Annotated in this window: 13 protein-coding genes; 11 read left to right on the top strand and 2 right to left on the bottom strand. The window is 56.4% G+C overall.

Annotation, left to right across the window (positions count from 1 at the left end; translation table 11 throughout):
- Positions 1-4: 4 nt before the first annotated feature.
- The 5 genes from ACY1JZ_RS22225 (at position 5) to nrdG (ending at position 6,628) form a co-directional block, all read left to right on the top strand.
- Positions 5-841, top strand: coding sequence for a carbohydrate ABC transporter permease (locus ACY1JZ_RS22225; RefSeq protein ID WP_462630975.1), 837 nt, complete (start codon positions 5-7; stop codon positions 839-841).
- 19 nt (positions 842-860) lie between these two features.
- Complete coding sequence (locus ACY1JZ_RS22220; RefSeq protein WP_270170308.1) at positions 861-2,189, top strand: ABC transporter substrate-binding protein; 1,329 nt, start codon at positions 861-863, stop codon at positions 2,187-2,189.
- A 30-nt stretch (positions 2,190-2,219) separates the two neighbouring features.
- Positions 2,220-3,869: an MGH1-like glycoside hydrolase domain-containing protein gene (locus tag ACY1JZ_RS22215; protein WP_462630974.1), complete on the top strand. Its 1,650-nt coding sequence runs from the start codon at positions 2,220-2,222 to the stop codon at positions 3,867-3,869.
- Between the two features lie 231 nt (positions 3,870-4,100).
- Positions 4,101-6,083, top strand: coding sequence for an anaerobic ribonucleoside triphosphate reductase (locus ACY1JZ_RS22210; protein ID WP_462630973.1), 1,983 nt, complete (start codon positions 4,101-4,103; stop codon positions 6,081-6,083).
- The gene (gene nrdG / locus ACY1JZ_RS22205; RefSeq protein ID WP_270170313.1) at positions 6,080-6,628 is read left to right on the top strand and encodes an anaerobic ribonucleoside-triphosphate reductase activating protein; all 549 of its coding nucleotides are present in this window, start codon (positions 6,080-6,082) and stop codon (positions 6,626-6,628) included. The genes ACY1JZ_RS22210 and nrdG overlap by 4 nt, the downstream gene beginning before the upstream one ends.
- Before the next feature lie 93 nt (positions 6,629-6,721).
- Here the strand turns inward: nrdG and ACY1JZ_RS22200 are convergent, their stop codons facing one another.
- The gene (locus ACY1JZ_RS22200) at positions 6,722-7,537 is read right to left on the bottom strand and encodes an undecaprenyl-diphosphate phosphatase (RefSeq protein ID WP_462630972.1); all 816 of its coding nucleotides are present in this window, start codon (positions 7,535-7,537) and stop codon (positions 6,722-6,724) included.
- Between the two features lie 326 nt (positions 7,538-7,863).
- On the opposite strand from ACY1JZ_RS22200, the gene ACY1JZ_RS22195 reads away from it, so the two are divergent.
- The 6 genes from ACY1JZ_RS22195 (at position 7,864) to ACY1JZ_RS22170 (ending at position 14,435) form a co-directional block, all read left to right on the top strand.
- A complete protein-coding gene (locus ACY1JZ_RS22195) occupies positions 7,864-9,150 on the top strand; it encodes a hemolysin family protein (protein WP_462630971.1) in 1,287 nt (428 codons plus the stop codon).
- 153 nt (positions 9,151-9,303) lie between these two features.
- Positions 9,304-10,926, top strand: coding sequence for an ABC transporter substrate-binding protein (locus tag ACY1JZ_RS22190; RefSeq protein WP_462630970.1), 1,623 nt, complete (start codon positions 9,304-9,306; stop codon positions 10,924-10,926).
- Positions 10,923-11,939 (top strand): ABC transporter permease, encoded by a 1,017-nt coding sequence (locus tag ACY1JZ_RS22185; protein WP_462630969.1) that lies wholly within the window; start codon positions 10,923-10,925, stop codon positions 11,937-11,939. The genes ACY1JZ_RS22190 and ACY1JZ_RS22185 overlap by 4 nt, the downstream gene beginning before the upstream one ends.
- A complete protein-coding gene (locus tag ACY1JZ_RS22180; protein ID WP_462630968.1) occupies positions 11,911-12,777 on the top strand; it encodes an ABC transporter permease in 867 nt (288 codons plus the stop codon). Before ACY1JZ_RS22185 ends, ACY1JZ_RS22180 begins: the two co-directional genes overlap by 29 nt.
- Before the next feature lie 112 nt (positions 12,778-12,889).
- A complete protein-coding gene (locus ACY1JZ_RS22175; RefSeq protein WP_462630967.1) occupies positions 12,890-13,813 on the top strand; it encodes an ATP-binding cassette domain-containing protein in 924 nt (307 codons plus the stop codon).
- The gene (locus ACY1JZ_RS22170; RefSeq protein ID WP_462630966.1) at positions 13,803-14,435 is read left to right on the top strand and encodes an ABC transporter ATP-binding protein; all 633 of its coding nucleotides are present in this window, start codon (positions 13,803-13,805) and stop codon (positions 14,433-14,435) included. The genes ACY1JZ_RS22175 and ACY1JZ_RS22170 overlap by 11 nt, the downstream gene beginning before the upstream one ends.
- A gap of 139 nt (positions 14,436-14,574) precedes the next feature.
- On the opposite strand, the gene ACY1JZ_RS22165 is transcribed toward ACY1JZ_RS22170, so the two are convergent.
- Complete coding sequence (locus tag ACY1JZ_RS22165; protein ID WP_462630965.1) at positions 14,575-14,859, bottom strand: hypothetical protein; 285 nt, start codon at positions 14,857-14,859, stop codon at positions 14,575-14,577.
- Between the last annotated feature and the right edge of the window lie 200 nt (positions 14,860-15,059).

The following is a 15,059-nucleotide window of genomic DNA, read 5'->3' as shown; positions in this document are numbered from 1 at the left end:
GCAGATGGACAAGAAGGTATGGACCCATGCAGGCAAGCACACGCTGATTATTGCCTTCGGGCTGCTGATGCTCTATCCGGTGCTCTGGCTGCTGAGCAGCTCCTTCAAGCCGAACAGTCTTATTTTCTCGGATCCGGGCATCTGGCCCGCCCAATTGACGCTAGATAATTACTACAATGGCTGGAAGGGACTGCAAGGCATCTCCTTCGGCACGTTCTTCGCTAACTCGGCTCAGATTTCGGTGCTCTCGGTGCTTGGCAATATCGCGACCTGCTCCTTGGCCGCTTATGCATTTGCCCGCTTGAATTTCCGGTTCAAGAAGCTGTGGTTCAGCCTGATGCTGGTGACGATTATGCTGCCCTACCATGTTTCGCTGATTCCGCAATACATCATCTATAACGAGCTGGGCTGGATTAACACCTATCTGCCGCTCATCCTGCCCAAGTGGCTGGCTCATGATTCCTTTTTTATATTGCTGATGGTGCAGTTCATCCGGGGGATTCCCAAGGAGCTGGACGAGAGTGCAACGATAGACGGCTGTAGTCAAGGGCAGCTTTACTTTCGGATTATCATGCCGCTGCTGGTTCCGGCTTTGATTACAACGGCGATCTTCACCTTCATCTGGACATGGGATGATTTCTTCAGCCAGATGATTTATCTCAGCGATATTAAGCAATTTACGGTGCAGTTAGGTATTCGTTCGTTGTTCGATCCTTCCGGAGAGTCGGATTGGGGAGCCTTGCTGGCGATGTCAGCGCTATCGCTCGTACCCATCATGACGATATTTCTGGCCTTCCAGAAATATTTTTTGGATGGCATTGCGACAACTGGACTAAAATAAATCATTTGGGGGATGAACCATGAAAAAACAGCTAGGATTTGCAGCGATGGCTTTACTGCTCGTTCTGATGACCGCATGCGGCAACAGTGGCGCGAAGGGAACGGAGGAAGGCAAGGCAGGCCAGCCAACCGGCACGGCTGAGGCCGGGGAGCAGGTGGAGATTCGCATGATGTGGTGGGGCGACCAGAAGCGGGCGGATCGCACGAACGAGGCGCTGCGTAAATTTGAAGACAAGCATCCGAATATTAAAATTGTGGGCGAGTTTGCGCCCAGCTCCGGTTATTTCGACAAGCTGAATACACAGCTCGCCTCCGGCACCGCGCCGGATGTGTTCTTCCTGGGCGGCAACGTCGTCGATTATGCGAACAAGGGTGTACTGCTGGAGCTGGATCCGTATGTCGGCAAGCAGCTTGATCTGTCCGATATGGATACCTCCATGATTCAATACGGCACACTCGGGGGCAAGCTGGTGCATATCTCCGCCGGAGCCAATGCCAGGGCAATCGTCGTCAATACGAAGCTGTTCGAGCGAGCCGGTCTGCCTATTCCCCAAGATGGCTGGACGTGGGAGGACTATGCCAGCACAGCCAAGCAAATCTCGGAGAAGCTGGGCAAGGGCTACTATGGAACCTATGACTTTACTGTGGACGGTCTGGATATTTTCCTGAAGCAGCGTGGGCAGCAGCTCTATGACATGGATAAGGGGACATTGGGATTTGATCAGGAGCAGGCAGAAGCCTGGTTCACCTATTGGGATCAAATGCGGAAGACGGGCGGTGTAGTCACCCCTGAACTACAGATCTCCAATCCGCCATCGGACACCAGCAAGTCGCTGGTGGTAACGGGCAAGGTTGCTATGAGCTTGATTCCATCCAATCAACTTGGCGCACATCAGAATCTGATTGAAGATCGGCTGGAGCTGGTACAGATTCCTAGAGGCCCGAAGGGAACAGGGGTTGTATTTGAATCGAGTCAGGGCATGTCCGGCTACAAGAAAACGGAGCATCCTGAGGAAGTGGCGCAGTTGATTAACTTCTGGATTAATGACCCGGATGCCGCCCGTATTCTTGGCAATGACCGCGGGGTTCCTGTTACCTCCAAGATGCGTGAGGTGTTGGAGCAAGATGCTAGTCCGACCGATCAGGCGATCTATCATTATTTGGGGCGGGTATCTGCTGCGACAGAGAAGGAGCCGTTCAATGTCAGCTATAATCCTCCGGGCAATACCGAGTTTTCCAAGCTGTTTGAGACAACGGTGCAGGAGATTGGCTTCAAGCGAAAGGATGTCAAGCAGGGGGTAGCCGATTTCTATAACGGTACGGTTCAAATTTTCCAAAATAATCAGTAAGCCCGCGACCGGGTCATGGAGGTGTCATCATTGAAGGAGAGACTGCTTCAGAGGCTGCGCGAGCTGCAGATTGAGGAGAGAACGGGGACGCTGAAGAAGGCAAGCGATCAGCCTGTTCTAGAGGAGTGGAAGCGCTCTGGCGTGAAGTTCACCGCCTCGTCGGGTCGGCTGGAGAAGGTCTATTATCTTGCACTCAGCAAGCTGCTGGATTGCATCGTGCCTACGCTGGAGGCCGGGCCCGTGCTGCATGAGGGAGGCATCTATCTGGGATGCTGGCTGGAGAGCACGGGAACGATCAATACGGAGGTGCTATCCCGTTATGTACCCTCCGTTGCCCGTTCAACGTATGAACTGTTCGCTGATTATCAGCGTGAGGATGGGCTAATGCCCTATAAGCTGACGCAGGAGGGGCCGGCCTTCCGGCAAATCCAGATGGTCACACCGCTGGCCAGGAGCGTCTGGAATCATTATCTTCTTCATGGCAAGGATGAGCGCTTCCTGCGCAAAATGTACAGCGCGATGAAGCGGCAGGATGCGTGGCTCGCCCGTTATCGCAATACCCGCGGCACGGGCTGTGTGGAGGCGTTCTCTACCTTTGATACGGGACATGATCTGTCCCCGCGCTTCTGGCATGTACCGGATACCCCCTATTGGAATGATCCGACGCGGTATCATCCCGATTCGCCGCTGCTGCCGTTCCTGGCTCCTGATTTGACAGCGAATGTATATTGTCAGCGTCTCTATCTGAACCGAATGGCAGCGGTGCTCGGTGAGCGTGAGGAGAATTGGCAGCGCCTGGCTGAGCAAAGTCTGGAGAGTCTTATTCGCCATTGCTATGATGCGGAGGATGAGTTCTTCTATGATGTGGATCGCAACGGGGAGTGGGTGCGGGTACAGTCGGATGTGCTGTTGAGGGTGCTTGCTTGCGAGGTGGAGGACAGAGCCTTCTTTGATCAGGCACTGAAGCGCTATTTGCTCAATACCAGCAAATTTTTTGCCAAATATCCGTTCACCTCCCTGGCAATGGACGATCCGCGGTTCGATCCCTCCTCCAGCTATAATACATGGGGAGGAACAACCAATTTCCTCAGCCTGATTCGGACGCCGCATGCCTTTGAGCATCATGACCGCCATGTGGAGCTGACCTGGATTATGCAGCCGATCATGAATGCGGCAGCTAATATGACCCGCTTCCCCCAGGCGCTCTCTCCATGGACGGGGCAGGAGGGCTTCACGCAGACGTATTCACCAGCGATTCTGTGCGTGCTTGATTTTGTGGAGCGGCTATGCGGCATTCTGCCGACCCCGGACGGCCAGCTCTGGTTCACCGGGCTGATCCCTTGGGATATGGATCATGGCGATGAGATCGCCCATGAGCTGGTCTATAGTCGGAGCGTGGATGGCAGGAGGTATGAGCTGGTCAATACGCAGGATCGTGCAGAGGTCTATCGCGACAGCAAGCTTCATCTCGCCTTCCCTAGCGGTGTAAGAGCCGTAACCGACCGGGAGGGGAAATTGCAGAGGCTGATTGGGATGACGATTAGAAGAGTGGAAGGAACTCTATGGTATGAGGGCCGTGAAATTCCGTTTGGCGTAAGTGGGAATGAGCAGTTGGATTATTGTGAGGGTCAATGGACGACGGTACTGGATATTGGCGTTGTCACTCCTGCCTATCGGTAGATTGATTGAACGGAAAATCGCTTCATTATGGGATGGCGAGTGTCTCCATCTCATGCATGAAGCGATTTCTTTTTTCTCATTTTCGTCACCAAATGTTAACCGAATTTCCACAGCAAGAAGCTCCTGAATATTTCAACAAGCACAATATGTTGTTATAATTTAAGTAGAATATAACTATATATTGTGTTTATTGAGATGAATAGATTACATAACGGGAGAGGGGAAAGGGATATGCTGGAGCTGAAGCAGCCGTCGTATGGCAGGGGGATGCTGGACGATGTGATTCATTTGGGAGAGGAAATTATTGCAGGGAGCAACAAGGAGCTATTGCGGGAGAATGCGAATCTGAATGGGGAGAGCTTCTCTGGCAAATCCGGCAAGCTTGGGAGCGAATATGCCAAGTGGTATGCAAGGAGCTTCGTTATGCCGCCGCGGCTCGTGGAGGCGATGGAGGATAATCGGGTGTATGTGCATGATCTGGATCACTATGCACTCGGGACGACTAACTGTATCTTCGTGCCGTTCGACAGGCTGCTGCGGCAAGGCTTCAATACCGGCAATGGCAGTGTTCGCCCTCCAGGCTCGATTATGTCGGCGATGGCGCTCGTCGCTATTATTTTCCAATCCCAGCAAAATGCCCAGTATGGCGGCGTGTCCGCCAATAAGCTCGATCATGATCTGGCGCCTTATGTGAAGCGCTCCTTCGTCAAGCATTTCCGCAAAGGGCTGGATTATTTCGGGGAGCAGGATGGCCTTCAGGATCAAGGGGAGTTCGGGGATTTCTCCATGGGACAGACAGACCTGGCAGAGCGATTTCCCGGCGCCTATCGTTATGCGTTGCAGGAGACGCGCGCGGAGACGATGCAGGCCGCAGAGAGTCTGATCCATAACCTGAATACGATGTCGAGCCGCTCCGGCGGACAAATTCCGTTCACCAGCATTAACTATGGCACGTGCACCACCCCAGAAGGACAATTGGTCATTGAAGCGCTGCTGACGGCGACGATGCAGGGGCTGGGCAGCGGGGAGACGCCGATCTTCCCGATCCAGATCTTCAAGTGCAAGCAGGGTATCAATCAGCAGCCGGATGATCCGAACTATGCTCTATTTCTCCTGGCTGCCGAATGCTCAGCGAAGCGGCTGTACCCGAACTTTGCTAACCTGGATGCTCCGATTAATCTGGCTTTCTATGACCCGACGAATCCAGATACGGAGTTTGCGACGATGGGCTGCCGAACCCGGGTTGTTCATGACCGATTCGGGCGCAATCATCTGTCAGGCAAGGGGAATCTGTCCTTTAACACGGTGAATCTGGTTCGTCTGGGATTAAGACATGGCATCGTCAGCGGGCGAAGACGAACTCCTGATGAGGCAAGCTTCTACAGCGAGCTGGAGGATAGCCTGGAGATAGCGCTGCTAGGTCTGCTGCATCGGTTCAGCATTCAGGCCGCACAGCCCGCCAAGGCTTCAGATTTCATGATGCGCGAGGGAGTATGGGAGGGAGGCGAGCAGCTCCATCCAGAGGAGCAGGTGGGCTCTCTGCTGCGTCATGGCAGTCTATCGATCGGCTTTATTGGATTGGCGGAGTGTATGAAGGCGATGTATGGCAGGCATCACGGCGAGAGCCAAGAGGTCTATGACAAGGCGCTGGGGATGATTCGCTATATGCGGGCGTTCTGCGATCGTCAGAGCGAGCGGCATCAGCTTAACATAACGCTGTTTGCAACGCCTGCGGAGGGATTGTCTGGCAAGTTCACGATTAAGGATCGGCAGACCTTTGGATCGATTGCAGGAGTTACCGACCGGGAATATTACACGAACTCGTTCCATATACCGGTCTATTATCCGATCCGTGCGGCGCGCAAGATTGAGCTGGAGGCACCGTTCCATCAAGAATGCAACGCCGGAGCCATCTCCTATGTGGAGCTGGAAGGGGCTGCCCGAGTGAACCCGCCTGCATTTCTGTCGTTGATCCGGTATGCGCTGGCGCAGCAGGTCAGCTACTTCAGCATTAACCATCCGATCGACCGCTGTCCGGCCTGCGGCTATGAGGGGCTGATCGGCGCAAGCTGTCCGGGTTGCGGCAGCCATGAGAGCGAGGTGCCGATGCGGCGGCTGCGGCGCGTGACCGGCTATCTGACGGGCGACTATCAGACACGCTTCAACGCGGCGAAGCAGGCCGAGGTGCGCGATCGGCTCCGACACGGCATATGAGGCTATGCGGGTATAAGCCGGAATCGGTGTCGGAGGGTGAAGGGCTGCGGGCGGCGATCTATATTAGCGGCTGCCGCCATCGCTGCCCCGGCTGCTTTAGCGAGCCGACGTGGGATTTTGAGTATGGAGAGCCGTTCACGCTGCAACGGCAGGACGAGCTGATCACAGACATCTGCAGCAACCCGCTGCTGGATGGCATTACCTTGCTGGGCGGCGATCCGTTCTTCTCAGCCGCGGAGGTCGCGCTATTCGTCGATCGGCTGCAGGCGGCTGCACAGCGGCCGCTTAGCTGCTGGGCCTATAGTGGATTTACGTATGAGCAGTTGTCCAGCAGGCCCGGCTCCCCCTCCTATGAGCTGCTGCGTCGCTGTGACGTGCTGGTGGATGGCCGTTATGAGGAGGAGCTGCGAGACGTGTCGCTGCCGTATTGCGGAAGCAGCAACCAGCGCATAATCCGCGTACAGGACAGCCTGGCTGAGCACAGCGTGGTGCTATGGCAGCCAAGCTGCTCATGGGAGCTGGGCTGGACAGAAGAGCGTAGATGAGGCTCGAACATAGATAGGGCAATGCATGCTGCCCACACAAAGATACGGCCATACCCATTCACGCGGGTATGGCCGTCTCTCAGGTATCATAGGCTAGGCGAGGAAGATCAGCACGAGCGTGCCGACAGCAAAGCAATACCAGGAGAAATATTTCAGATTGCCGCGCTCCATAATGCCCATGAACCAACGCAGCGCGTAGTAGCTGGCGACAAGCGAGCAGATGAAGGCTAGTGCATAGGGTAGCGCAAGCTGACCGAGCTGCGGGTCAGACACCAGCTCCTTCGTCTCCAGAATCATCCCGCCGACACTGATCGGTATGTACATCAGGAAGGAGAAGCGCAGCGCCGTCGACTGCTTCAGTCCCAGCCCCAAAGCCGCGACGATGGTGGAGCCGGAGCGGCTAATGCCTGGAATGAGGGCAACCGCCTGCGCCAATCCGATGATCAGTGCATCCCGTAGCCTCAGTTGCGAATCACTCTTGCGTCCGCGCAGATTGCGGATCAGCCATAGCGCGACCCCTGTCAGCAGCAGGGTAACCCCGACGGTCGTCATGCCCTTGAACGTCTCCCCGATCACATCCTTGAACAGCACGCCGATGATTCCGGCCGGGATCGTTGCAATAATGAGGTAGATGATGAACATAAAGTCCTGGCGCGCCGCTTCCTCGCGTCGCACAATATAGGCCCAGCCGTTGACGCATAGCCGGATAAGATCCGATCTGTAGATCAGCAGCACCGCAAGCAACGAAGCAAAATTAACCAGCACCTCAAAGGATAAGCCCTCGATATGCATGCCGAACAACTGCTGGGCGATAATCAGATGACCGCTGGAGGATACCGGGATCGGCTCCGTCAGCCCTTGGAATAGCCCAAGCAGCGCGTATTTCAGTAGCAACCACACATTTTCCATTCGAATAAAACGCACCTTTCTTTTGTTAGTGATGCAAAAATACCATTCCCTGATCTTTTTTTACCCAATATTGAACAGGAAAAGAGAATTTTGGGCATACTTTATAGGTATGCCGGGCAATACGATGTCTTGCGGAGATAAGGCCGGATGCCCGTCCGACTTGACCAGGCGCTTCATATTGGGCGGCAGTGCCATAGATATGCAGGAAGATACAGGCTCGTACTAATGATAAATGGGGATGCCTCCAGTGTCAAAGTCTTAAAGTCTTAAATGGCTGACCGATGAGTAAATCGAGGCATAAACAGTGTACAGGAAGGGAGGATGTTATGATTCTCAATTTGTTCTTGGTCGTGCTATTAATCGTATTCACGGCTTTCTTCGTCGCCACGGAATTTGCCATTATCCGTATTCGTCCGAGCCGGGTGGACCAGATGGTGCTTGAGGGACGAAAGAATGCGCTCGCTGTGCAGCGGGTCACGTCTCATCTGGATGGCTATCTGTCCGCCTGCCAGCTCGGGATTACGATAACGGCGCTGGCGCTCGGCTGGCTGGGCGAACCGACAGTAGAGCGGCTGCTGCACCCTCTGTTCGAGCGAATTCAGCTCGGGGACAATCTGACCCATATTATATCCTTCGGCATCGCTTTTTTGCTGATGACCTATCTCCACGTCGTGCTTGGCGAGCTTGCGCCCAAGACGCTGGCGATACAGAAGGCGGAGCACATCTCGGTGGTGTGCGCACCGCTGATTATTATATTTTACAAGCTGATGTATCCGTTCATCTGGCTGCTTAACGGCTCTGCCAACAAGCTGATTCGTCTGCTGGGCATGAAGCCGGCCAGCGAGCATGACGAAGCGCACTCCGAGGAGGAGATCCGAATCATCCTGTCGGAGAGCTATCAGAGCGGCAAGATCAACAAGACCGAATTCGGGTATGTGAACCGAATCTTTAATTTTGATGAGCTGTTAGCCAGAGAGATTATGATTCCACGCACGGATATGATCTGTCTGTACGCCAACAAACCGCTGGCGGATAATATTGCAATCATCAAGCGTGAGCAGTATACCCGGTTCCCGGTAGCGATGGAGAACAAGGACAACATTATCGGAATGATCAACACGAAGCAGTTTTTTCTGAGCTATGACAATCAACAGGACTTTGACTTCAAAAAGCTGCTTCGTCCGGTGCTGACCGTATCGGAGGTTATGCCTGTCAAGCTGCTGCTCAAACGAATGCAGCAGGAAAATGTTCATATCGCGCTGCTGATGGATGAATATGGCGGAACGTCAGGGCTGATCACCATAGAGGATATACTGGAGGAGATTGTGGGGGAGATTCGTGACGAGTTCGACCAGGATGAGAAGAAGGAGATCGAGAAGCTGGGCGATAACCGCTATCTGGTCGAGGGCGTCGCGCTGATCGATGAAATCAATGAGCTGCTCGACATCCATCTCGTGCATGAGGATGTCGATTCTATCGGCGGCTGGATCTACGCGCAGCAGCCTGATCTGGACAAAGGGGTGGAGTGGTCTTATGATACGTTAACCTTCATTGTAAGGGAGCGGGATAAGCGCCGTATTCGCAAAATCGAGATCATTAAGCATAGCGAGTAGACGAAATCAGGCGGAACGATGGATAATGGTTGATTCTCCCTGGAATGCATGTTAGAATTTATGACATCGTATTTCGCTATGAGCATGCAATAGTCATACTGCGTTGGCGATACGATGCCGGCGCAGTTTTTTTATGTACAAGGGGGATGGATGATGAGCTTGCCATTCACAGCAAGACGCTCAAGAACGCTGCTGCTGGCGCTCTGCCTGCTGGCGGTGCTGCCGGCCTGTGCAGCGTCCAAGTCGCAGCCGCTTGCAGAAGCTGGCGAGGCAGTGCGGAAGGATTCGCTCGTGCTGGCTGTGGGTGCAGAGCCGGAGGGCGGATTCGATCCGACAACAGGCTGGGGACGCTATGGATCGCCGCTCATTCAGAGCACCTTGCTCCAGCGCAAGGCGGATATGAGCTTGACGGGGGATTTGGCACAGGGGGTTGAACGCTCAGAGGATGGATTACGGTGGAAGGTTGCCTTACGCGAGGATGCGCTTTTTTCCGATGGGAGTCCTGTAACGGCAGAGGATGTGAAGTTTACCTTCGATACGGCGAAGGCGAATGGCTCGGTCATTGACTTGACCAATCTCGCCGCAGTAGAGACCGCCGGGTCGTATGAGGTTGAATTCATACTGAAGGCGCCGCAGTCGACCTTCGGGGCGGTGCTTGCTGCGACTGGCATCGTGCCGAGGCATGCCTACGGGAACGACTATGCGAGTCGCCCCATCGGTTCGGGACCGTATAAGCTCATCCAGTGGGATAAAGGACAACAGGTGATTATGGAGGCCAATGAGCTGTACTATGGGGGCAAGCTTCCATTCCAACGGCTGACGCTGCTGTTTCTGAGCGAGGACGCTGCCTTTGCTGCCGCCAAGTCGGGTGCTGTCGATATGGCCTATATCCCTGCCACCTTCAGCAAGCAGCAGGTGGCAGGCTACCGACTGGAGAGAGCGGGCACCGTGGATAATCGCGGCATATCCTTTCCCTATGTGAGGTCGGGAGGCCAGACGGAGAAGGGCGATCCGATCGGCAATGATGTCACCTCCGATCTGGCGATTCGCAAGGCCATCAATGTGGCGATCGACAGGCAGGCGCTGGTGGACGGTGTGCTGGAGGGCTATGGAACGCCGGCCTATACGATCGTTGACGGCTTGCCGTGGTGGAATGCGGAGACGGTGTTTGCTGACGGCGATATGGAGCAGGCGCGGCGGCTGCTTAGCGAAGGCGGCTGGGCGGATGCTGATCATGACGGCATCGTAGAGAAGGAGGGGCTGAAGGCTCAATTCCAGCTCCTCTATCCAGCAGGCGATGTCATCCGCCAGTCGTTGGCCCTTGCGGCGGCCGATCAGGTGCGTGCGATCGGAATTGACATGCAGGTGGAGGGCAAGTCCTGGAGCGAGATCGAGCGGTGGATGGCCTCCAGTGCTGTGCTATGGGGCTGGGGGAGCCAGGACCCTATGGAAATGTATAACGTGTATAGCAGCAAGTACCGTGGAGTTGGCTATTATAATGTGAATTATTACAGCAACAAGAAAGCAGATGAGTGGATGGAGCAAGCACTCCGCGCCAGCAGCGAGGAGGAAGCGGCCAGTTATTGGCAGCTTGCGCAATGGGACGGGGAGACAGGACTAAGCGAACGGGGTGATGCGCCATGGGCATGGCTGGTCAACGTGGATCATCTCTATCTGGTGAAGGAGCAGCTCCATATCGGTACGCAGCGAATTCATCCTCACGGACATGGCTGGCCGGTGACCGATAATATTACGGAGTGGACCTGGCGACCATGATTCGCCGTCTGCTGCGGTTTGGGCTGCTTCATGCGTTGCGGCTGGCGAGTCTGCTGCTGGCGCTCAGCATCGTGTCCTTCCTGCTGGTGAGGCTTGCGCCGATTGACCCGGTTCAAGCGTATGTCGGGGCGGATCTGCTCAAGGTGAGCGAGCAGCAGCGGGAGGAGATCGCCGCCTACTGGGGGTTGGATAAGCCGTTGCCGCAGCAGTATCTAGCCTGGGGCGGAGCCGTCTTGCGCGGCGATCTTGGCACCTCGATGACATATCGCGAGCCGGTGGCGTCTGTTATCGCCGACCGTTTCTGGCCGTCGCTGGCGCTGATGGCCAGTGCCTGGTTGTTGTCCAGCGTGATCGGCTTTGCCGCAGGGGCAACAGCGGCGATGCATCGCGACCGCTGGCCGGATCGCCTCATTCAATGGTACTGCTATACCTTGGCGGCGACACCCGCCTTCTGGCTGGGATTGCTGCTGCTGATGGTGTTCTCCGTGTGGCTCGGCTGGTTTCCCTTGGCGCTCAGTGTTCCGGCCGGCGTTCCAGCAGAGCAGGTGACGCTTGCCGACCGGGTGAGCCATATGCTGCTCCCGGCGATCGTGCTGAGCATCTCCGGCATCGCTTCTGTAGCGCTGCACACACGATCGAAGCTGTCGGATGTGCTGGATAGCCCTTATGTGCTGTATGCGAGAGCGCGCGGCGAGCGCGGCCTGCAGCTATTCTGGCGGCACGGCTTGCGCCATGCAGCGCTGCCAGCCGTCATGCTGCAATTCGCGGCATTTGGCGAGCTGTTTGGCGGTGCGGTGCTGGTGGAGCAGGTGTTCTCGTATCCGGGGCTCGGGCAAGCGACAGTACAGGCGGGAGTTCGCGGCGATGTTCCGTTGCTGCTCGGTATGGTGCTATTCTCGGCTTGCTTTGTATTCGTAGGCAATCTCCTTGCGGATCTGATCGCTCAGCTCCTTGACCCCAGACTTGGTCAAGGAGGTGAGGGGCATGAAGCGAGCATGGCGAAGGATGAATAATCGGCGGCGCTTCCCCTTCCATCGGCTTAACCGCCGTCAAGTGGCGGCCTTAGCTGTGCTGACGGTCGTGCTGCTGCTGGGCACGGTCGTTGCCGCAGGGCTATGGCTTCCGGCTTCGGGGCTGAGCACACAACTGGAGGCGCGCAATCAACCGCCATCTGCCGACCATTGGTTCGGGACAGACTGGCTGGGCAGAGATATGCTGACACGGACGCTCAAGGGGCTGGCGCTCAGCATCGGCGTTGGTCTGGCAGCAGCATGCGGCAGTACGATGCTGGCTGCGGTGCTGGCGGTACTGGCCTCTCTCGGTAAGCTGGCCGATCGTCTGGTCAGTTGGGTGACGGACTTGTTCCTGAGCGTGCCGCATCTGGTCACCTTGATTCTGATCTCCTATCTGCTAGGGGGAGGCGTCAAGGGCGTGCTGGTCGGCATCAGCTTGACCCACTGGCCGGCGCTATTACGCATCCTTCGTGCCGAGCTGCTCCAGCTTCGTTCGAAGGATTATGTGCAGCTATCGGTGCAACTGGGCAAGTCAAGACGATGGATTGCCTGCAATCATCTGCTGCCTCACCTGCTGCCGCAGCTATTGACTGGCCTGCTGCTGATTTTCCCGCATGCGATATTGCATGAGGCAGCGATAACCTTCGTTGGTCTGGGCCTGTCTCCGCATCAGCCAGCCATCGGCATCATCCTGTCTGAATCGATGCGCTATCTATCCACAGGCTATTGGTGGCTGGCCTTCTTCCCCGGCGCCTGCCTGCTCATCATCGTGCGTGCCTTCGACCGCGCCGGGGAGCATCTGAAGCGACTGGCAAGTCCGGCATCCTCGCAGGAATAGTCGTCCGCAGCTCCCAGCGCGCGGTGCTTTGCTGCATGACGGCGGTCGATCAAGCCACATGCCTTGCAGCGATGATCGGCAATGATACAGCATCAGAAAGGAGAAAAAGTGAATGACCCTGCTGGACATTCGTCAGTTATCTCTGTCATTTTCCCATTACAGCGGTTGGTTCCGTCGCCGGACAGTGGAATCGATTCATCGGCTTGAGCTGTCGCTCGGCGCAGGCCGTCTCGTTGCGGTGGTCGGCTCCAGCGGCTCTGGCAAAAGTCTGCTTGCTCATGCCATCATGGGGCTGCTTCCCCGCAACGCCAGCTTGGCGGGCGAGATGCTGTACAAGGGGGAGCCGCTAACTCCCCGCCGTCAGGAGCAGCTACGCGGCACCAGCCTGATGCTGGTGCCGCAGTCGGTAGATTATCTGGACCCGTTGATGCGTGTAGGCAGTCAAGTGACAGGAGCTGGCGGGGGGCATAAGGGAGAGCAGCTTGATCGTATCTTTCGGCGCTATGGACTGGAGGAGCGGGTGAAGCGTCTATATCCGCATCAACTGTCAGGCGGCATGGCCAAGCGGGTGCTGACCGCTGCGGCAACGCTGGGCGAGGCAGAGCTGATCATTGCCGACGAGCCGACGAGCGGTCTGGGCATGCAGCAGGCAGCGGCAGCGGTCAGTCGGTTGCGGGAGCTGGCCGACCAAGGTGCCGGCGTACTGATCATCACGCATGATCTGGAGGCTGTGGTGGATTGGGCGGATCAGATTGCCGTCTTCTATGCAGGCACGATTGTTGAGCTGGCGCCAGCAAGACGATTCGCCGGGGATGGCTCGCAGCTCCGCCATCCGTACAGCCGGGCACTGTGGGATGCGCTGCCGCGTAACGGCTTCACCGTGCTGCCCGGCTCGCAGCCGTTGCCGGGTGAGCGTGCTAGTGGCGGCTGCCCGTTCCAGCCACGCTGCCTCCTGGCTATACCGAGCTGCGGCGGGCAGCTTCCGCCGCTCCAGCGCGACGAGGAAGGGTGGGTGAGGTGTATTCATGCGACTTGAAGCAAGCGGGCTGGGGTTTCGTCATGCTGGCGGTGCCTGGTTGTTCCGCTCCGTGGAGCTACAGCTTGCTGCGGGTACAATTACCGGACTTATGGGACCTAGCGGCAGCGGCAAGACGACGCTGGCGCGGGTGCTGGCTGGCTATGTCCGTCCGACGGAAGGCTGGGTTCGGCTTGCCGGAGAGCAACAGCTTGCTGGTCTTGCCCCTCCAGGACGCGGAGCGCCGAACCCGGTGCAATTCGTTCCGCAGCACCCACAGCTTGCGGTCAACCCCAGATGGCGCATCCGCCGCATCCTCGGAGAGGGGGCTGCGCCTAGCGAGGAGTTGCTGGAGCAGCTCGGTATTGCATCGCAATGGCTGGACTGCTATCCGCATGAGCTGTCGGGCGGGGAATTGCAGCGATGCTGCGTTGCCCGAACGCTGGCCTGCAAGCCGCGATTTCTGATTGCCGATGAGATGACCTCGATGCTGGATGCGGTCACGCAAGCCCAACTATGGCACACTGTACTCAGCATGGTGAGGCAGGAGCGCATGGGGGTACTCGTCATTAGCCATCATGAACCGCTGCTGGAGCGACTATGCGAGCGGATCGTGAAGCTATGGGAGCCGCCCATTGCCTGATCAGCGGGGAGCATGAGATGAAGGGATATGGATAGGAAGCGATCCGTGTCCGTTGTCTGTCTCCGGACAGCAGCAAAGCGCCAGACCGAGGGTCTGGCGCTTTGCTGCTTTATAGGGTCTGACGCATGAAGGAGGCGTACTACCGAGATTTGCGCATGCCGCGGCTGCTGCTGCGGCTGATGCGACCGATCGGGCCACAGCATTCATTCTTCACAGTGACCGGGAAGTAATGCTTCGGCACAGGAACAATATGATGCTGATTGATGACTTCAATCGGATGAATGACCGGCAGCATCTGTGGATGATAGACCTGGTTATAGACTTGAGTAGGGGCAGTGACGACAGGGCCTAGCTGGCTCGGGCCAGCTTGATTGGGGCCGACGCCGGCCGGGCCAACTTGATTGCAATAACGGTTATAAGCCATCGAACGAAACACCTCACTAAAGTTTTTAGTTACGATAGCAGTATACGCACAAGGGCGAAAAAAGCCTGTACATTCGCCTGCTTCGGCGAATTTGAGGCTGCTGTCCTGACTCTGGGGGAGAGCAGCCCCTAGAGGGACATGCACAGCTTTCGCCCAGGAGTGGGCGACGCTCCTCCTCATTCGCCCGGTCTCCTTAGGCA

The sequence above is a fragment of the Paenibacillus sp. J5 genome, assembly GCF_054955055.1.
Note: the sequence above shows the minus strand (reverse complement) of the source record. Positions and strands in the feature narration are given on the sequence as shown.